Here is an 18,231-nt window from a genome sequence, read left to right as displayed (position 1 = left end):
GGGGAACCGCATGGACCGGACCGCCCTGCTCATCGCGGATCTGACGGCGGCCGAGCGCCGGCCGACCGCGGCTCTGCGCGAGGCCGTGAAGCATCCAGCCGCGATCGCCGAGGCGACGCTGCCGCTGCTCGAGAAGGCGGCAGACGAGCGCGAGCTGACCCCGGAGGAGGCCAACCTCCTGTTCTGGGGCCTGCACGTCATGGCCCAGGCCCGGGACACGCGGGCCCTCGCGCCCCTTCTGCGTCTCCTGCGGCAGGACGAGGAGAGCCTCGATGCCGTGCTGGGCGATGCGCTGACCGCGACCCTGGCCAAGGTGCTGGCGAGCCTATTCGATGGCGATCCGCAGCCGCTGTTCCGCCTGATCCTCGACAGCACCGTCGACGATTTCGCCCGTATGGCGCTGCTCTGCGCCTGCACCTTCCTCACCCTGGAGGGCCGCATCGACCGCGCCGCGATGCACGACCTCCTCGTCCGCTTCGACGACGCGCAGGCCGCCGTCGAGGAGGCTCCAGCCTGGACCGGCTGGGAGGAGACGATCGCGCATCTCGGCTTCCGGGACCTCGCCCCCCGGGTTGCCGCGGCCCGCGCCGACGGGCGCATCACCGACGAGGTTAGCGACGCCGAGTGGTTCAAGGAGGCCCTGCGCAAGGCCGAGGCGAAGCCCCACGACCGGGAGCGGCTCGGCCCCTATCAGTACGGTTACTTGGACGATGCGATCGACGCCCTCGACTGGACCGTGGAAGGTGCCGGCGAGCCGCAGCGCAATCCGTTCAAGGATGTCGGGCGCAACGATCCCTGCCCCTGCGGCTCGGGCAAGAAGTTCAAGAAATGCTGCCTCGGCAAGGAGCAGGCCGAAGGGCCCTGGATGCCCCCCGGGCCCCTATTCGGCTGACGTCCCGCTGCCGCTGAGCGGATTGTCCGGATCCCACGCATAATGCAGCGTCTCGAACCGCATCGCGCGGGCATCGACCATCAGCAGGCGCCCGACCAGGGGCTCGCCGAAATCCGCCACCGCGCGGATGACCTCCATGGCCATCAGCGAACCCATCACGCCTGCCAGCGCTCCGAGAACGCCTGCCTCCGCGCAGGCGGGCACGCTGCCGGGGGGCGGCGGGTTCGGGAACAGGCAGCGATAGGTTGGATTCGGGTTCCCGTCCGGGCCGGTCTCGTGCGCCCGGATCGTCGTGAGCGTGCCGTCGAACCGGCCTAGAGCTGCCGTCACCAGCGGCCGGCCCGCATGGAAACAGGCATCCGAGACGGCGTATCGGGTGGCGAAATTGTCGGACCCATCCGCCACGAGGTCATAGCCGCGGATCAGGTCGACCGCGTTGTCGGGTGTGATCCGGGCCGGATGGGGGCTTACGGCCACATGCGGGTTGAGGCGGGCCACGGCATCGGCGGCGCTCTCGACCTTCGGACGACCCAGGTCCGGCGTACCGTGGATCACCTGCCGCTGAAGATTTGAGAGGGCGACCACGTCGTCATCGACGATACCGATCGTGCCGATCCCGGCGGCGGCGAGATACTGGATCAGCGGGGCGCCTAGGCCTCCCGCCCCGATGACCAGCACCCGAGCCGCCTTCAGGCGCGCCTGACCGGGACCACCGACCTCGGCAAGGACGAGGTGGCGGGCGTAGCGTTCGATCTCATCGGGAGCGAGGGCCATGCGCAGGCCATAGGCCGTCCCGGCGGCCGGCGGAAGCACCGATCCGGCGGGTGTTCCATGTCCGGTCGGACGCCGAAACGGAGCGCGGACGATCAACAGCGCTGGGACCAAACCGTCCCAGGCCGCGAATCAGGATCATGACGAGCAGGGCCGCGGCTCGATCAGCGCGGGGCCAGAATCATGATCATCTGCCGACCTTCGAGCATCGGCTCGCTCTCGACCTTGGCAATCTCGGCCGTCTCGTGCTTCACACGCTCCAGGAGGCGCAGGCCGATATCCTGGTGAGCCATCTCACGGCCACGGAAGCGCAGGGTCACCTTGACCTTGTCGCCCTCCTCGAAGAAGCGGTGAACCGACTTCATCTTGGTGTCGTAGTCGTGCTTGTCGATGCCGGGGCGGAGCTTGATCTCCTTGACCTCGACTGTCTTCTGCCTCTTGCGGGCCTCGTTCTGCTTCTTCTGCTCGTTGAAGCGGAAGCGCCCGTAATCGAGCAGCTTGCAGACGGGCGGCACGGAATTTGGCGCGATCTCCACGAGATCGAGGCCGGCTTCCTCGGCAAGAGTCAGCGCGTCGAAGAAGGCAACGACACCGCGGTTCTGGCCGGTATCGTCGATCAGCTGCACCTCTCGCACACCGCGAATGTCGCGGTTGGCGCGCGGCCCGTCCTTCTGCGGGGCCGGCATGGCTCTCATCGGTCTACGAATGGCTTTGGTCTCCTGCTGCAACGACGAAATGGCGGACCCGACAATCCCCTGAAGGATTACCTGGCCGCCGGCCGCTCCGGTCTCTTCCGGACATACTACGTTGGGGGAAGCGCGGCCAGAGTCAACGGCTGACCGAGGCGCGGACTGAAAATAAAGAGCCGATGCCGCGCGTCATCCGTGCCCCCAAACCGGGCTTTGATTAACGGGCTCCCCCGCGCAATTCGGCATAAACCGCGAGGGTGTCTCCCACCATGCGATCCAAGGAGAAGTGGGTCTCCACATGGGTCCGCGCTCTGCGCGCCATGGCGTCCCGGGCACTCGCGCCGAGCGAGAGGGCTTCAGTCAGCGCCGACGCGAGAGCGGCGGCATCGCCCGGTGGGACGCGCCAGCCGGTGCGCTGTCCGGCCGGGACATCCGGCGGTGCCAGAACGGTCTCGGGGACAGCCCCGAGATCCGAGACGACCACCGGTGTCCCGAGCGCCTGCGCTTCGACGGCCGACCGCCCGAACGCCTCGGGCTCGATCGACGGCACGGCCACCACGGAGGCGGCCCGGAAGGCCGCCGGCATGTCGGTACAATGCCCGACCCGGCGGACGACGGCACCGAGATTCCTGGCCGCAATCAGCGCGTCGAGTTCGCCCTCGTAGGAGGTTCGGCCCTGGGCATCGCCGGCCAGCACGACAGCGATATCCGGCACGCCCCGGTCGCGCATCTGCGCGGCCGCCTCGATCAGCACGCGATGCCCCTTCCAGGCGGTGAGGCGGGCCGCCAGCAGAATCACCCGCTCGTGGGGCGCAACGTTCCAGGCTCGGCGCAGGGCCTCGACCCGGCCGGCACCGACTGCCACAGGGTTGAAAACGGCGAGGTCGGTACCCCGGTGGATCACCCGCACCCGGTCTCCGGCCTGCTCAGCATGCATCCGCGTAATGAGATCGGCCGTGTAGCGCGAGTTGGCGATCACCACGTCCCCGCGGGCCATGACGGAATTGTAGAGCACCTTCACGCTGGTCCGGCCGGAATAGCTGCCGTGATAGGTCGTGACGAACGGCAGGCCGAGCCGGCGCGCGGCAGCAAGCGCCACCCAGGCCGGCGCGCGCGAGCGGGCATGGATGAGTTGCACGCCCTCGCGGCGGCAGAGCATCATGAGCCGCACGACGTTGACCGCCATCGCCGCCGGGTTCTTCGAGGCCGCTGGGAATCGGAGCCAGTGGCCGCCCTTCGCCTGTAGCTCGCCGACCAGACGCCCGCCCTCGGTCGCCACCAGGGCACGCGCCCCGACGGACGCCAGGGCGCCCGCGACATCGACCGTCGTGCGCTCGGCGCCGCCGGCTTCGAGTTCGGGGATGATCTGGAGGATCCGAGCGCCCGCCAGGACACCCACTTCGCTGGGAAAGCCCGTCAGGCCGCGCGACTCGGCGCCCGTCCGCGGTCCCTCGGCCAGGACGCGCATGCCGCCCGCCGGTATCTGCCAAATGCTCGCTGCCATTGCTTCAGCATCACAGCCGCGCTTTACGGTCCGGTAAACGGATGTTGAAGCGAACCGTATCAAGGACGGTGTTTCTTCACGCTTGGATGGGGATATCGAAGATCAGGATGCCCGATATGGAGCCAAGCTTCCTCACAGTCGGCACCGGCGACACGCAGCGTCGTATCGCAGTGCGCGCGCGACCCGGCTCGGGGCCGCCGGTGGTATGGCTGGGCGGTTTCCGCTCGGACATGAAGGCCACGAAGGCAACCGCCCTCGATCAATGGGCTGCTCAAGCAGGGCGCGCCTTCGTCCGGTTCGATTATGCAGCCCACGGCGAGTCGAGCGGCACGTTCACGGATTGCACGATCAGTTCCTGGCTGGAGGACGCGCAGGCCGTGTTGGGTACCCATATCGGCGAGCCTCCGATCCTGGTCGGCTCCTCGATGGGCGGCTGGATCGCCTGCCTTGCAGCCCGCGACCGGGCAGCGGGTGGCGCGCCAAATGCGGGCCTCGTGCTCATCGCCCCGGCTCTGGACTTCACCGAAGATTTGATCTGGGAACGCCTCACCGAGGCGGGGCGCGCCATGCTGATGCGCGACGGTGTCCTGCGCAGACCCAGCCACTATGCGCCCGAACCGGACCCGCTCACTCTGAAGCTGATCGAGGATGGTCGCCGGAACTGCATGCTTGGGAGCCCCATCGATCCGGCGTGCCCGATCCATATCCTTCAGGGCATGCGCGACACAGATGTACCGTATGCCCACGCCCTCAAGATCCTCGGCCGCCTGCCGGCCGAAGGTACGGTGATGACGCTGATCGCGGATGGTGACCACCGCCTGTCGCGACCGCAGGATATCGCACGGCTCGTGGCGGCGGTGGCCGAGATAACCTGACGGGCCGGAGCCCGCTTGGTTCAGTGCAGACTGACCGGCTGCAGATCCTGCGCGGCAGCATTGGCCAGAACGACAGCACGGGAATCGGCAAGCATGATCGGTGCACCGCTCGCCGAGAGCAGCGCGAACAGATGGAGTCCGGGCGTCAGTTCAGGGGCCTGCGGGAAGAAGCGGCGCACCTCGTCGGACCGGATCGGCCGCACGTAGGCGATGTGCCCCTCACCGAGCGCCGCAAGATCGGCCGGCTGGAAGTCGGCGGGATCGAGATCGGCGGGGGTCAGGGGCGACGGATTAGGAACGGTCATCAATGCCCTCCTGGCTGGCAGAGCGTCCGCGGCCGGTCCCGAAGGCACCGACAGCACCAAGCTCATGTGGGGATTGCTGCCGTCCGATCAATCTCAACCGCGCGCGCCGATATCGATCTTGCGCACAATTCGATCCGGCTCTGGGCGAACGAGGTCAATCGACAGCAGGCCATTGGCCAGATCCGCGCCCAGCACCTCCATGCCGTCAGCAAGGAGGAAGGTGCGCTGGAACTGCCGCGCCGCGATGCCGCGGTGGAGGAAATGACGCTCGCGCTCGTCGACCTGCCGGCCGCGCACCACGAGCTGGCTGTCCTCCAGCATCACGTCGAGCTGCTCGCGGGTGAAACCCGCGACCGCGAGCGTGATGCGGAGCCTTTCAGGCTCGCTCTCGGTCCGAGGCAGGCGCTCGATATTGTAGGGTGGATAGCCATCGTTGGTGGCTTTGGAGACCCGGTCGAGGGCCTGTTCGATCTCGTCGAACCCAAGCAGGAACGGATGCCCGAAGGGCGAAGTGCGCGTCATCGCGGCCGTCATCCAGAAAGCGAGGCCTCTGCCCCCGGGGCCTGCCGCCGCCCCGCAATGCCCAAGCACCTCGTCGACAGGGAGCCCACCGGGGCAGCGCTCCGCCGGACGAGACGCTGCCGGCAGTAGAGCGATATGGCCACGGTGGTGCTGGCCATCAAGGGACGCCTCTCGTTTAGTCCACCACCGGTCGGCACAGCCGTGCTGGGCATATTCGGCAATGATAGTTAGGGAATACTGGCAAGTTTTTGAGCCGTCACGCTTCCGACTAACAGTTTGGAACTGCTCTGATTTTTGAGCTGGGCCTTGATCAAGGCCGCGCCGGTGGCTTACTGCCGCGGCTGGCGATCGGACGATCACATCGGGCGATCGCTCGGATTTCAGCTGCGACGCGAGGCAAAGCGCCCATGGACGCGCCCCAGACCCTGTCGGACCGTGCGGCGCTGCAGCGCGTGGTCGACGTGTGCGGCGACGAGGCCGAGATCCTGGCCTTGGCAGTGGCTCGTTTCGTTGCAGCCGGCTACATGACCAGCGATGTGGCCTGTTGGAATGCTGCGTTCGACGGGGCCGAACAACTACTCGGGCCGGCGGAAGGGTGCCGGTTCGTGGCCTGCGTGGTGGCGATCATCCGTGCGCTACGAGTGGAGCGCGAGGAGGATTGGTCGTTCATGCCGGCGAGTTGCTGCCGCGTGACCGGTCATGAATGCGCGCTGGTCAACCTGATCAACCGGGGCCGGAAACGGCTCTGGGCGGATCTCGAGGAGGCGGCAGCGGAGATCACCGGGCGGGACACGGCACCGCGGCTCGTGGCGGCGGTCCGGGCGGCCGTCGATCCGCTCGATGCGGCAGCCGAGCGCTTGGCGCCGACATCCTGCCGCGGTGGCGTTGTACTTCACTGAATCCCCTCCGGGATCGGGCGGGAACGGCGGGCGCAGGCCCCAGGACGAGGAAGAGGATGACGGTTCGGTGCTTGCCTTGAGCGTTCCCCTGTACCGCCGGCGGATCGGGCGTATCGCCCTCGACACGGCGGCCTGCGTCGCGCTCTCGGCGCTCCTCGTGGTCTCCGCCCTGGCGCAAGACGCGCCCGAGAAGGCCGGGCCGCTGAAGCTGCAGCTCAACAAGGTCGAGACGGCCGCTGAGGCGTGCCGCATCACAATGGTGATCGACAACACCAGGGGGGCGAGTCTCAAATCCTACAAAGTCGATCTCTTCGCCTTCGATACGGACGGAGTCGCACAGAAGCGTGTGGCGGTGGAACTCGGTCCGCTCCCACCCCGGAAGACCCTCGTGAAGATTTTCGATTTCCCCGGGATCGCCTGCAACAAGGTAGGGCGCGTCCTGTTGAACGACGTCCTGTCCTGCGACGGAGGCGACGCCGGCCGCGAAGCGTGTCTCGAACGGACCGAGACGGATTCGAAGGCCGGCATCCCATTCGACCGCTGATCTCGCGACCGCTGATCCCGGCCGCTGGACGGACGAAGCGGTGAGACCGTCCGGCGGCAGGTATCGCCGGGCGGTCAGCGGCATTCGCCGCACCCCGATAGGACGGCGGCGCAACGCCGCGTGAGACCAAGACGCCAGGAGCCCGCGATGGACCCGACACAAGCGCCGATCGAGGCCGCCCACGACTTCTCGTTCCTCGGCCTGTTCCTTCAGGCCGATCCGATCGTGAAGGTTGTGATGATCCTCTTGGTCGTCGCCTCGATCGCGTGCTGGACCGTAGTGTTCGAGAAGATCATCCGCCTCGCCGCCGCCCGGCGTCAGGCCAAGGAATTCGCCACGCTGGTCCAATCCGGCGGCAAGCTCGACGGCGAACTCAGCGGCATCGCCGGCCACATCGCGCGGGCCGGCATCGATGCATGGCGCGATCAAGACACCTCCGAGACCCGGGCGGAGCGCCGCGAGCGGATTGAGCGGGCGATGAAGGGCGCGCTCACGATGGAGGTGAAGCGCCTGCGCACCGGCCTGTCCCTGCTGGCGACCTCCGGGTCGACCGCACCCTTCGTGGGGCTATTCGGCACCGTCTGGGGCATCATGAACTCGTTCTCGTCGATCGCGCGCAGCCAGGACACGTCGCTGGCCGTGGTGGCGCCGGGCATCGCGGAGGCGCTGTTCGCCACCGCAATCGGCCTCGTGGTCGCCATCCCGGCCGTCATGGCGTTCAACAAACTGTCGGGCGACGTGGGCGCGATCCAGAGCACCTTCTCGTCCTATATCTCGCTGCTCGGCAACCGTCTGGCGCGCGACCGCGCCGGCACACCGCACCGCGCCGCCGCCGAGTAGACGCCTCCCACAGAACGCCCGCTGCTCCGTCGCGCGCAGAGGGAGGGCTCCCGGTGATCGGGAGTCTCGTGAGAGGCTCTGAGCCGCTTGAATAGGACCGCCCACGCGTGGGCTGAACGCACCGAACCGGAGACGCCCGATGGCGATGGGATCCATTCGCGCGAGCGACGACGACGATCTCGAAGACATGCCGATGTCCGAGATCAACGTGACCCCGATGGTCGACGTGATGCTCGTGCTGCTGATCATCTTCATGGTCGCAGCGCCGTTGATGACCACGGGCGTGCCGGTGCAGCTGCCCAAGACCGCGGCCCCGAAGGTGGCGCAGTCGAAGAAGCCCCAGGAGGTCACGGTCGACAAGGACGGCAAGCCCTCGATCGCCAAGGAAATCTTTACCATGGAGAGCTTGGTGCCGCGCCTGCGCGAGATGGCGGCGGCCGACAAGGATCAGGTCATCCTCGTGCGCGGCGACCGGGACGTCCCCTACGGCAAGGTCATGGAGGTCATGGGACTGGTGGGGCAGGCCGGCTTCACCAAGGTCTCGCTGATCGCGCAGTCGCCCGGCGGCGCATCGGCGCCCCCGTCTGTGCCGGCCGCTGCCGCCCCTGCCGGGACCGCCCGCTGAGCCGATGAACACGTTCGTATCGACGGATGCGCCCGAGGGGTTCGGGCAACGCCGCCCATCCGGGCTGGTCGTGGCCTTCCTGGTCGCTCTGGGGCTGCATGCCCTCGTACTGGCCGCCGCGATGGTCCTACGGCTTGCGCCCCCGACGCCGCCCGGCGAGCAACAGATCACCGTGGATCTGGCGCCGATCATGACGGAGGCGCCGACGGAGGCACCGTCCGAGCAGCAAATGAGCCAAGCCGCGCCGCCGGAGACGAAGCCCGTCGACCTGCCGCCCGACGAGGCGGTCCAGCCGCCGCCACCGACCGAGATGGCCGAAGTAAAGCCGGACGAGACCCCGGTGGTCGAGCCTCCGCCGCAGGCCGAGGCGGTCGAGACCCCGAGCCAGGTGATCACGTCGAGTTCGGAGGAGGCACAGCCGCTGACGCCCCCGCCCGCCGAGATCGCTAAGACCGAGGAGCCGCCGAAGCCCGAGCCCGATCCCGCCAAGCTCAAGGCCGTGCGGGAAGCGAAGATTCGCAAGATCCGGGAGGAGAAGCTCCGCGAGCAGAAGCGCGAGGAGGCGCGTCAGGAGCGTCTGGAGGACATTCGCGAGGCTAAGGCGAAGGCCGCGCGGGAGGCCAAAGCCCGTCAGGCGAAGGCTCAGGAGGGCGCCGAAGCGCGCAACTCCGCCTCGGCGTCACGCCAGAACGCGGCGGGCCGCGCCGCGGCCGGTAGCGATCCGAGCGCCCTGCGCCAATGGACGGGTGCGATCAGTGCGGCGATCCACGGGCGCATGAATGCGGGCGCCGCCAACGGCACCGGAGGCGGAACGGCGGTGGTCCGCTTTACCGTGATGCGCTCAGGCCAAGTTACGGCTGCAGGCCTCGCACGCTCCAGTGGCGTCGGGCAGATCGACAGCGCCGCGCTCTCGGCCGTCCGCGGCAGCCTTCCGGCCGCACCGGCAGGCGTGACGCAGCCTAGCCTGTCCGTCTCCATCCCGCTCAACTTCCGAGTGAGATAAGCCTTGCCTCACAACGCGTGGATAAGAACGCCGGAATCTGGACTGGTCTGAGCTTCCGGTGATCCTGGCGAATATTGTGCGCTGGCATACCCGGCGAGCGTTGCAGATTCGCCTTCGACCCGACGGGCATGCTAAAGCCAGCTTGAACACGCGTCCGTGTGCCTTCGGCGACGGGACACGGGTGTGAAGATCCGGCCTTGCCCTCCCCCTCCAACAGGCCGGACCTGCCCAGTCGCCGTCCCGCGCAGGTTGCGAAGGGTCGGATACGCTGCGCTGGGGCGAAAGGGACAGGATGAGCGACGAGACCGAGTTCGACCTCGACGAGGAGAATGCAACGCGCGACGCGGAAGCGGAGGCGAAGACACGGGCCGACAATCGCATCGAGCGGGCCGAACGCGCCGAGCGGATGGCGCGCGAGGGTGCGCAGGCGATGGCGGAGCATCACGCGGCGATCAAGGCTGTCGATGAGAAGACCGTCAAGTTGCGGGCGCTTCGACTGGCCAAGGAAGAAGCCGAGGCCCAGACCAAGGCGGCCGAGAAGGAAGCCAAGGCTGCCGCGAAGGTCGCGGCCAAAGGTGCTGGGAAGGGCGCAGCCAAGAAGGCTGCGCCGAAAAAGACCGCCGCAAAGGGTTAGAGGCCGATGGCCGAAGATCGCAATCGCCGCCGCTTCACCGATCCGCGCGCGGCAGCCGAGGCGGCTTTCCGTGCCGCGACGTCTCCGAAGCCGGAGGCTCCCCCGCAGCAGGCGGCACCCAGGACCGCAACGCCCCCCGGTACGCGGGAGACGGTGAGCCTTCGCCTCGACAGTGCGGTACTCGCCCATTTCCAGAAGGATGGGCCGGGCTGGCAGGACCGCATCAACGCGGCGCTCAAGACGCTCATTCCTGCCGCTCAGGACTAACGCAGGATTTGAGCTTGGCGCGTTGGCGCCCGCGCATCACGCGTCGCGGGGGCGCTCGCGGAGAATCCGGTTCACCGCGCGATCAAGAGCCGACAGGAAGGCCGACCTGTCGGCGCGCGAGAATGGTTTCGGACCGCCGGTGATCGTCCCGGCCTCTCGCAGGGACTGCATCAGGTCGCGGGTCGCGAGCGCCATGCCGATCGACGACTCGCTGAACGGCTTGCCGGTAAAGGCCAGCACCGTCGCGCCGGTTTTGACGCACCGTGCGGCGAGCGGCACGTCGGCTGTGAGGACGATGCTTCCAGGGCCGGCACGCTCGGCGATCCAGTCATCGGCAGCGTCGAGGGCAGAGCCGACCACGACGCGCACGATCCAGGGTTCGTGCGGCAAATTCAGGATGCTGTTTGCGACCACGTGGACGGTGAGCCCGTAGCGGGCCGCCACCCGGTAGGTCTCGTCCTTGACCGGGCAGGCATCGGCATCGAGGTAGATCGGCGGCCCCGCCGTATCGGCGCTCACGGTCGCGGCACGAGCTTCGACGTGAAGCCCGCCACGATCAGGAGCACCCCCAGGGCGAATTGCCAGTGCTCGATATCGCCGCCCACCGAGATCAGGATGGCGTGTCCGAAAACCAGCAGGCCGAGCAGCGGCAAGCCGAAGCGAAGTCCCATCTTCGCGGTCGTCAGGATGGCGGCTCGGGGTGCCTCCGTGCGGGGCATCAGCGGGCTGCCGCCACGCGACGGGGTTCCAGATCCGTGACGGGCAGCATATCGCCGTGACCGCGCTCGAGCGTAGCGACCGCGAGCGGAGCGCCGCGCCCTCGCAACGCGTGGGCACCCAGCGAGCGGGCGCGAACGCCATCCGGAAGCCGCGTCAGCCGGTCCAGGAGATCCTGCGAGATCAGAATGCCGACCCCGAGCGGACGGCATAGGGCTTCGATCCGCGAGGTAACGTTCACGGCATCGCCGAAATACGCGATCTTGTGTCGGTCGACTCCGACTTCGGCCGTGACGACCGAACCGCCGTGCAGGGCCGCCCGAAGGCGCGGCACCGTTCCGAACCGGGCCGTCCAGGCCTCTGCATCCGCCTCGATCCGGTCGAGGACGTCGAACAGGCACGTCACGCAGCGCGCATCCTTCAGGCCCCGGGCGATCGGCCAAGTGATGATGGCCAGATCCCCGACATAATCATCGACGGAGCCGCCGTTGCGGCGCACCGGCTCGGCCAACGTCGCGAAGACGGCGCCGAGATATTCCTGGGCTCGGAGGTCGCCGTGCGCCTCCGCGAAGGCGGTCGAGCCGACCACGTCGAGGAACAGGAACACCCGCTCCTCCGCCACCGGCTTGTGATAGCGGCCGATCATAAAGTTCACGAACACTTCGCCGCCGATCAGGTCGCGCATTCGGATTACGAAGACGAGGAGGCCGGACACGGCCAGGGCATAGGCGAGCACCCGGGCGGTCATGCGTGTGGCCGAGGTGAGGTCGTCGGTCGTCAGCGCAAACGCCCAGACCAGCAGGCCACCGAGCGCGTTGCCAGCCATGATCATCAGCACGTAGGCAAGTTCGGCCGCAACTACGTAGAGCCAAGCCGGAAAACGGCGGATCCGCGCCTGCAGGCCCGCCAGGATCAGGCCGCGGTCGAAGGCCAGCACCGTCGCGCCCATGCAGAGGCCATACGTGAATCCTGCAAGCGGGGACGCGCCCGCCACGAAGATGATGTTGTAGAGGAGCCCGGCGCCGGCCGCCGCCAGCAGGATCAGGACCCAGAACATGCGGTGAGCGGGCAGCATCGGCGCAACTCCAGCATGGCCAACCGAGCGACCGCGCACCGGACCGGGTTTCACGGGTTTGACCCTATAGCGCAGGCACGGCGAGCCCGCGCAGCATGACAGCAGGCCATGGCCTGAAGTGCAGCGCCGTCTTTATGCGCCCTGCCTTGCTCAACAATCCATGATGGCGCGAGTAAGGCGTGGAACGGCAGGGTCGCGGCGCCGGTGCCCATCGCCGGGGTCGCTCTCGGAAAAGCGCCAAGACAGGGAAGGGAACGACGCCATGCAGGCCAGGAGCTTTGGTGCAGCCCGCGCCCCGGTCTCGGTGATCGGCCAGGGAACGTGGCACATCGACCGGTCGGACCGCGGCGATGCGATCGCCGCGCTTCGGGCCGGGATCGATGCCGGCATGACCCATATCGACACGGCCGAGATGTACGGCGACGCGGAGGCGATCGTCGCCGAGGCGACCGCCGATTGCCGCGAGGAGGTCTTCCTCGTGTCGAAGGTCGTGCCTGGAAACGCGACCCGCCGCGGTGTCGTGCGCGCCTGCGAGGAGTCGCTGCGGCGATTGCGGACCGACCGGCTCGACAGCTACCTGCTGCACTGGCCCGGCCAGCACCCCCTGGAGGAAACCATCGCGGGGTTCGAGGATCTGCGCCGGGCCGGGAAGATCCTGTCGTGGGGCGTCAGCAACTTCGACATCGAGGATCTTGATCGTGCCCTGGCGATTGCCGGGCCGGACCGCATCGCCTGCAACCAAGTGCTCTACCATATCAACGAGCGGGCGATCGAACACGCCGTTCTGCCCTGGTGCGAGAAGCACGGCGTCGCGATGGTCGGCTACTCGCCGTTCGGCAGCGGCGAGTTCCCGGATCCGGCTAGCACCGGCGGCCGGGTGCTGGCGGGAATTGCCGAGGCGCACGGCACGACCCCGCATGCGGTCGCCCTCGCCTTCCTGACCCGGATGCCCCTGACCTTCACGATCCCGAAGACCGGGCGCCCGAGCCGCGCGGTGGAGAATGCCGGCGCGGCTGAGCTGCATCTCGGATCCGCCGAGATCGCCATGATCGACGCGCATTTCCCACGCGGCCCGCGCCCCCGGATGCTGCCGATGCTCTGAGCATCGACGAGCCGGCGTGCGATGCCCTCTCGTCTGTGCTCAGTCGCCGATGCCGAACAGCTTCTCGATGAAGTTGCGATCGTCCTTCGGCGCCCGCCGGGCCGCGGCGGCCGGGCGGGATGAAGCCGCCTGCGGATCGCCGAAGATCTGGCCAAGGACGCCGCCCGGCGCCTCTTGGCCGGCGCTGGCCACGGAGGCCGTCGTCTCCGGTGCCCTGCGCCAGCGGTTCATGTTGGGGAGCGGAACCGGATTCTGACCCTTCAGCGCCTGGGTCATGTAGCCCTTCCAGACCTCCGCCGGCAGGTTGCCGCCCGTCACCTTCTTGGTCAGCTCGCCATCGTCGTTGCCGAGCCAGACCCCGGTCACCAAGCTGCCCGAGTAGCCGATGAACCACGCATCCCGGTAATCCTGGGTGGTGCCCGTCTTGCCCGCGAGGTCCCAGCCCGGAATGTCGGCCTTCTTGGCGGTGCCGCTGACGAAGGTCTCGTGCATCATGGCGTTCATCATGCCGTCGGCATCGGCGCTGATCACCCGGCCGAGCCCGTTCTCGGCCCGCTTGTAGAGCACCTTGCCGTCCTGCCCCTTCACGGCCGTGACCACGTAGGGGATCACGCCGGTGCCGCCATTGGCGAAGGCCCCGTAGGCGCCGACCATCTCCAGCAGCGTCACTTCGGAGGTGCCGAGCGCGATCGAGCCGTTGGCCTGGAGCGGCGAGGTGATGCCGAGGCGTTGCGCGGTCTGCACCACCGCCTTCGGGCCGACCTCCTGGCCGAGGCGCACCGCCACGGTGTTGAGGGAATGGGCGAGCGCCGTGCGCAGGGTGACCGGCCCCTCGTAGCGGTGCGAATAGTTCTCCGGCGCCCAGGTGCCGATGCGGATCGGCGCGTCGTCGCGCACCGTGTCGGGGGTGGCGCCGTGCTCCACGGCGGTCAGGTACACGAATGGCTTGAACGAGGAGCCGGGCTGGCGCTTGGCCGTGGTAGCGCGGTTGAACTGGCTCTGCGCGTAGTCACGCCCGCCGATCAGCGCGCGGATCGCCCCATCGGGGCGCATCGAGACGAGTGCACCCTGGCCGACGTTGAAGCGCGCGCCCTTGGCGTTCAGCTCCTCGGTCAGGGTCCGCTCGGCGGTGGCCTGGAGGGCGGTATCGACCGTCGTCTGGACCGTGATGTCGGTTTCGAACTTGCCGACGTAATCGTCGAGTACGTCCATCACGAGGTCGGCGACGTAGTTGGCCGAGCCGCCGCCGCGGGCGTTGGCGGGCTTAGCCGGCTGGGCGAGCGCCACCTTCACGTCCTGCGCGGTCGCGAAGCCGAGATCCTGCATGGCGGCGAGCACCTGCGCGGCGCGGGCCTGCGCGGCCGGCAGGTTGCGGTTCGGGGCGAGCCGCGACGGCGCCTGGACGAGGCCGCCGAGCATGGCGGCCTGGGCGAGCGATACCTCCTTGGCGGGCTTGCCGAAATAGCGCTGCGCCGCCGCCTCGACGCCGTAGGCGCCGGCGCCGAAATAGACGCGGTTTAGGTAGAGTTCGAGGATCTCGTCCTTCGTGTACTTGTGCTCCAGCCAGAGCGCGAGGATCGCCTCTTGGATCTTGCGCGAGGCCGAGCGCTCGGGCGTCAGGAAGAGGTTCTTGGCGAGCTGCTGGGTGAGCGTCGAGCCGCCCTGCGCAACGCCGCGCCGGGTCACGTTCTGGCCGACCGCGCGCAGGATGCCGACCGGATCGACACCGAAATGCTGGTAGAAGCGCCGGTCCTCGATCGCCACGAAGGCGCGGGGCAGATAGGGCGGCAATTCCTTGATCGAGACCACCCGGCCGCCGGTCTCGCCGCGGTTGGCGAGCAATGTGCCGTCGCTCGCCAGGATCGCGATATTGGGCGGGCGCTTCGGGACCGCGAGCTGGTCGATCGGCGGGAGCTGGGAGGCATGGTAGGCGATGAGCCCAGCGAGCCCGATGACGGCCCAGAGGCCGAGCACCACCGTGCCGTAGACGATCCGGCCGAGCCACGAACGGCGACGCCGCTTCCGGCCCGCGCTCGCCGACCGTGCCGACGCCTTGGCCGGCTTGCGTGCCGGCCCACCCGCTCGATTCGCCACGCCCTCTCCTGATCCAGAACGATCGTCACGGGACAGGCGCAGGTCGAGGTCGCCACGATCCCGCGCGCGCCCCTCCGGCAAATCGAAGTTCGGCTCAACCCTGCCGCGCCCCTTGCCTGGACCGTTGCCTTGCCCCTTGGCCATGCATCCCGTCTTCGATTGATCCGGACCGGCGCGCCCCTCAGAGGCGACGCCGCACGGTTGTCGTTCGCCTCAGGCTGCGGCATCCGCCCCGACACAGGACAGGACGCGGCAGCCGCGCGTCCGCCTTGTCGAATCCGTTTGTGACCGCATCGCGGTGATGCTGGACGAGAAGGCTCGCCAATCCGTTAAGACCGCATCAACCTCTACGCCTCGGGCGCCGGGTCGGAAGGTTGCCCGACACCCATCACCCGCCGCGCCTCGGCAAGCAGCACCGGGTGACGGGCTGATTGCGGACCGGAATCCGGCGTCTCCCGACCGAGCCGAGCGACGCGTGCCAGGAACAGGCGTCGACGCAGACCGAAGCGCCGGAGGCTCATCAGCAGCGCCTGAAGCACGAGGCGGACGGCTTCGGTGCGCTCGCGCTCGAGGACGATCTCGGTCTTCAGGGCCTCCTCGCGCCGGAGCGCGGCCTCGAGTTCGCCGCGGACGACCGTGCGCGCCGCCTCGTCCTGGCGCGCGCCCGCCAGCGCGATTCGGCATTCCTGCAAGGCGCTGAGCAGAAGCAGCTCGTGCGCGGACGAATCTTTCACTCAGTCCTCCCGATGCGTCGCGGTCCGCCGCCGACCGATGCGACCCGTCCCCACGCCATCAACATCGTGAGCCGACGCCATAGCGAGCACGGCCGCTGGCCGGAAGCCGCCATCCGGATTAATCGGCCCCAGCAGGACGCATCACGGGGGAATCGTGGACGTGAAGATTCGGATTGCCTCGGCCATCGCGGCCGGCTCGCTGGGGATGGGTCTGCTCGCGCTCACCGCGGCCCAAGCCTATCAGCTCGACACGGTGAACCTGATTGCGTGCGCGCAGGAGGGGGGTGTCTGCCGGATGCCCTATCCCACCAACGTCTATTTCGGTGTTCCCGGCCGCACCAACGGTCGGCCGTTCCCACAGGGCGGTGTGATAGCCTGTAACGCTCAAACCTTCGGGGATCCCGCCCCGGGCCAGCCGAAGAGCTGCTGGTACGCGCCGCGTATCAATGCGGGCGGATCGAACGACCGCCCCCGGTACGAGGGCTATGACCGCCGCCGCGACGATGACCGCGACGATCGCGGCTACGACCGCGATTATGACCGCACGCCGATGCGGCGCCCTTACGACGAGGATTACGACCGGCCCGCGCCGCGGCAGTACCGGGACTACCGGGACGATGATTGATCTTCCCCCGATAGCCACGCCCTCCCGCCGTATTCAGCCTGTTAACGGCGATCCGCCATGGTTTCGGGCATTCAGGTCCGGTTCGGCGGGCGGGTGCGGCCGAGGGAGAGTCTCATGACGGAGGACCGGCGCGGCACGTTCCGCAGGAACGCCTTCACGTTCGGCTCCCTGCTCCTCGCACACGGCGAGGTCAGTTGCCTGGTCTGGGACGCGACCGAGACGGGCGCCCAGATCGAGGTGGAGAACGATCAGCCGGTGCCGGATCGTTTCCCGCTGCGCCTGACCGCCGACGGCGATCCGCGTCCGGTTACGGTCGCGTGGCGGCGAAGCCGCCGGATCGGCATCGCGTTCGAGGGCTGAAGCGGCTCGTCAGGTCGCCTGCAGGGCCGGACGCGCCGACCTGCGGGGGGGCGCCAAGTGGAACCGTGCGGGCCGGACGAACAGGATCTTCAGTGGCGTGCCGCGCACGAGCCGTTCCAGGGCGAGCGGCAGCAGCACCGCGGCCACCATCACGAACAGGCTCACGGCACCGATATCCGCGATGATTCCGGTGCGCACGAGGATCTCCCGGGTCGCGGCCATCGGCAGCGAGAACGCGAGGTAGATGACGATCGAGCGCCGGCCGCAGACGCGTATCGCGTCCGCCAGGGGGCCACCTGCCCGGCCGATCAGGGCGGCCGCCACCACGATCGCCAAGGCTCCGGCGGCGCCGAGGGCGAGGCTCACCAGGGGCAGGCTCGTCATCGTCGGATGGGCGGGATCGCTCGTGGGTGTCATGGCAAGCCAAGCGTCTAGAGCGGCCCAGACGGCAAGTCCGCCGAGCACCGGCCCGACATGGCGACGCGCCGTATCGGCCAGGGTGAAGATCCGGTCGGCGAACAGGTATCCGGCCACGAAGTAGACGTAACGGGCGCAGAACTCCTCGATCAGGGTCGAGTCGTTGCGGATATCGGCGATCTGCAACAGCGCGGCCGCAGCCAGCAACATACCGCCCGGCAGGCGGCGCAGCACCTTGGTGACCACAGAGAACACAGCCAGCAGGTAGATGAACCACAGGCTGGAATAGGGCTCGATCAGGGCGTGCGCGAGATGGGCCGCGAAGTCCGCGGGGCCGCCATCGCCGACGATCTTTCCGTATCGGGCCGCCGACTGGATCACGAGCCACAGCAGGTAGAAATAGGCGAAGTGGACCACGCGCCGGTCGGAGAACAGGCGCCAGTCGCGGTCGATCACCCGCCCCATGAACAGACCCGACAGCAGGAAGAAGTCCGGGATCCGGAACGGCTTCGCGAAGGCGACGACCGGGTGGAGGAAACCTTCGCCGCCCATGGCGTCGCCAGTGCCCGTCACGGCATGCATCATCACGACCAGGAGTATGCAGATCCCCTTCGCGATATCGACCCAGGCCAGTCGATCCCGTGCGTCCGCTGCTCCGGCCATCATCGCATCCCCGATACAGGGATGATCCTGGACCCCATGTGGTTGACGGCAAGATTCGAGACGCGATCGTTCTA

Annotated in this window: 23 protein-coding genes; 12 read left to right on the top strand and 11 right to left on the bottom strand. The window is 68.3% G+C overall.

From position 1 onward, the window contains the following. Positions 1 to 10 precede the first annotated feature (10 nt). On the top strand, positions 11 to 892 hold the full coding sequence (locus MKK63_RS20570) for a DUF1186 domain-containing protein (RefSeq protein ID WP_244005064.1): 882 nt from the start codon (positions 11 to 13) through the stop codon (positions 890 to 892). Here the strand turns inward: MKK63_RS20570 and MKK63_RS20565 are convergent. From MKK63_RS20565 to MKK63_RS20555, 3 genes are all read right to left on the bottom strand, one after another. Further along, positions 881 to 1,666 carry a HesA/MoeB/ThiF family protein gene (locus tag MKK63_RS20565; protein ID WP_244005099.1) on the bottom strand — a complete coding sequence of 262 codons (786 nt, stop codon included), beginning with the start codon at positions 1,664 to 1,666 and terminating at the stop codon, positions 881 to 883. The genes MKK63_RS20570 and MKK63_RS20565 overlap by 12 nt on opposite strands. A 161-nt stretch (positions 1,667 to 1,827) precedes the next feature. Further along, positions 1,828 to 2,349: a translation initiation factor IF-3 gene (infC, locus tag MKK63_RS20560; RefSeq protein ID WP_243924932.1), complete on the bottom strand. Its 522-nt coding sequence runs from the start codon at positions 2,347 to 2,349 to the stop codon at positions 1,828 to 1,830. 220 nt (positions 2,350 to 2,569) lie between these two features. Then, positions 2,570 to 3,856, bottom strand: a complete 1,287-nt coding sequence (locus MKK63_RS20555) for a glycosyltransferase family 4 protein (protein ID WP_244005062.1) — start codon at positions 3,854 to 3,856, stop codon at positions 2,570 to 2,572. A 107-nt stretch (positions 3,857 to 3,963) separates the two neighbouring features. Here MKK63_RS20555 and MKK63_RS20550 point away from each other — a divergent pair, with 107 nt between their 5' ends. Beyond that, entirely contained in the window at positions 3,964 to 4,731 is a 768-nt protein-coding gene (locus MKK63_RS20550; protein WP_244005060.1) for an alpha/beta hydrolase, read from the top strand. A gap of 20 nt (positions 4,732 to 4,751) precedes the next feature. Here MKK63_RS20550 and MKK63_RS20545 read toward each other — a convergent pair whose 3' ends face one another. Together MKK63_RS20545 and MKK63_RS20540 are read right to left on the bottom strand one after the other, a co-directional pair. Continuing rightward, positions 4,752 to 5,036, bottom strand: coding sequence for a DUF1150 family protein (locus tag MKK63_RS20545; protein ID WP_244005059.1), 285 nt, complete (start codon positions 5,034 to 5,036; stop codon positions 4,752 to 4,754). A gap of 93 nt (positions 5,037 to 5,129) precedes the next feature. Next, positions 5,130 to 5,558, bottom strand: coding sequence for an Hsp20 family protein (locus tag MKK63_RS20540; protein ID WP_243924936.1), 429 nt, complete (start codon positions 5,556 to 5,558; stop codon positions 5,130 to 5,132). 407 nt (positions 5,559 to 5,965) lie between these two features. Between MKK63_RS20540 and MKK63_RS20535 the strand changes: the two genes are divergently transcribed. The 7 genes from MKK63_RS20535 (at position 5,966) to MKK63_RS20505 (ending at position 10,370) form a co-directional block, all read left to right on the top strand. Then, positions 5,966 to 6,457: a hypothetical protein gene (locus tag MKK63_RS20535; protein WP_244005057.1), complete on the top strand. Its 492-nt coding sequence runs from the start codon at positions 5,966 to 5,968 to the stop codon at positions 6,455 to 6,457. 67 nt (positions 6,458 to 6,524) lie between these two features. Beyond that, positions 6,525 to 7,001, top strand: a complete 477-nt coding sequence (locus MKK63_RS20530) for a Tat pathway signal protein (RefSeq protein WP_244005055.1) — start codon at positions 6,525 to 6,527, stop codon at positions 6,999 to 7,001. Between the two features lie 147 nt (positions 7,002 to 7,148). Further along, on the top strand, positions 7,149 to 7,841 hold the full coding sequence (locus MKK63_RS20525; protein WP_244005054.1) for a MotA/TolQ/ExbB proton channel family protein: 693 nt from the start codon (positions 7,149 to 7,151) through the stop codon (positions 7,839 to 7,841). Between the two features lie 139 nt (positions 7,842 to 7,980). After that, a complete protein-coding gene (locus MKK63_RS20520) occupies positions 7,981 to 8,466 on the top strand; it encodes an ExbD/TolR family protein (RefSeq protein ID WP_244005052.1) in 486 nt (161 codons plus the stop codon). Between the two features lie 4 nt (positions 8,467 to 8,470). After that, entirely contained in the window at positions 8,471 to 9,469 is a 999-nt protein-coding gene (locus MKK63_RS20515; RefSeq protein WP_244005050.1) for a TonB family protein, read from the top strand. A 292-nt stretch (positions 9,470 to 9,761) separates the two neighbouring features. Further along, a complete protein-coding gene (locus MKK63_RS20510; RefSeq protein ID WP_244005048.1) occupies positions 9,762 to 10,103 on the top strand; it encodes a hypothetical protein in 342 nt (113 codons plus the stop codon). A 6-nt stretch (positions 10,104 to 10,109) separates the two neighbouring features. Further along, a complete protein-coding gene (locus MKK63_RS20505; protein ID WP_244005046.1) occupies positions 10,110 to 10,370 on the top strand; it encodes a BrnA antitoxin family protein in 261 nt (86 codons plus the stop codon). 36 nt (positions 10,371 to 10,406) lie between these two features. Here the strand turns inward: MKK63_RS20505 and MKK63_RS20500 are convergent, their stop codons facing one another. Genes MKK63_RS20500 through MKK63_RS20490 form a run of 3 tightly spaced genes read right to left on the bottom strand, consistent with a single transcriptional unit; the run spans position 10,407 to position 12,162 of the window. After that, a complete protein-coding gene (locus MKK63_RS20500) occupies positions 10,407 to 10,889 on the bottom strand; it encodes a YaiI/YqxD family protein (protein WP_244005044.1) in 483 nt (160 codons plus the stop codon). Beyond that, on the bottom strand, positions 10,886 to 11,089 hold the full coding sequence (locus tag MKK63_RS20495; protein WP_244005042.1) for a hypothetical protein: 204 nt from the start codon (positions 11,087 to 11,089) through the stop codon (positions 10,886 to 10,888). Before MKK63_RS20495 ends, MKK63_RS20500 begins: the two co-directional genes overlap by 4 nt. Continuing rightward, positions 11,089 to 12,162, bottom strand: a complete 1,074-nt coding sequence (locus tag MKK63_RS20490) for an adenylate/guanylate cyclase domain-containing protein (RefSeq protein ID WP_244005040.1) — start codon at positions 12,160 to 12,162, stop codon at positions 11,089 to 11,091. Before MKK63_RS20490 ends, MKK63_RS20495 begins: the two co-directional genes overlap by 1 nt. 262 nt (positions 12,163 to 12,424) lie before the next feature. On the opposite strand from MKK63_RS20490, the gene MKK63_RS20485 reads away from it, so the two are divergent. Further along, a complete protein-coding gene (locus tag MKK63_RS20485; protein WP_244005038.1) occupies positions 12,425 to 13,264 on the top strand; it encodes an aldo/keto reductase in 840 nt (279 codons plus the stop codon). A 39-nt stretch (positions 13,265 to 13,303) separates the two neighbouring features. Here the strand turns inward: MKK63_RS20485 and MKK63_RS20480 are convergent, their stop codons facing one another. Beyond that, positions 13,304 to 15,502, bottom strand: coding sequence for a transglycosylase domain-containing protein (locus MKK63_RS20480; protein ID WP_244005036.1), 2,199 nt, complete (start codon positions 15,500 to 15,502; stop codon positions 13,304 to 13,306). Between the two features lie 203 nt (positions 15,503 to 15,705). Then, entirely contained in the window at positions 15,706 to 16,092 is a 387-nt protein-coding gene (locus tag MKK63_RS20475) for an ATP-dependent helicase (protein ID WP_244005034.1), read from the bottom strand. Positions 16,093 to 16,252: 160 nt separating this feature from the next. Here MKK63_RS20475 and MKK63_RS20470 point away from each other — a divergent pair, with 160 nt between their 5' ends. Further along, positions 16,253 to 16,717: a hypothetical protein gene (locus MKK63_RS20470; protein WP_244005032.1), complete on the top strand. Its 465-nt coding sequence runs from the start codon at positions 16,253 to 16,255 to the stop codon at positions 16,715 to 16,717. Between the two features lie 114 nt (positions 16,718 to 16,831). Further along, positions 16,832 to 17,077: a pilus assembly protein PilZ gene (locus tag MKK63_RS20465; RefSeq protein ID WP_243924951.1), complete on the top strand. Its 246-nt coding sequence runs from the start codon at positions 16,832 to 16,834 to the stop codon at positions 17,075 to 17,077. Between the two features lie 9 nt (positions 17,078 to 17,086). Here the strand turns inward: MKK63_RS20465 and MKK63_RS20460 are convergent, their stop codons facing one another. Then, a complete protein-coding gene (locus tag MKK63_RS20460) occupies positions 17,087 to 18,157 on the bottom strand; it encodes an acyltransferase family protein (protein WP_244005097.1) in 1,071 nt (356 codons plus the stop codon). Between the last annotated feature and the right edge of the window lie 74 nt (positions 18,158 to 18,231).

Source organism: Methylobacterium sp. J-088 (assembly GCF_022829295.1).
In the GTDB taxonomy this organism is placed as follows: Bacteria; Pseudomonadota; Alphaproteobacteria; order Rhizobiales; family Beijerinckiaceae; genus Methylobacterium.
The sequence above is the reverse complement of the archived record's forward strand: the minus strand, read 5'-3'. Positions and strand labels throughout refer to the sequence as shown.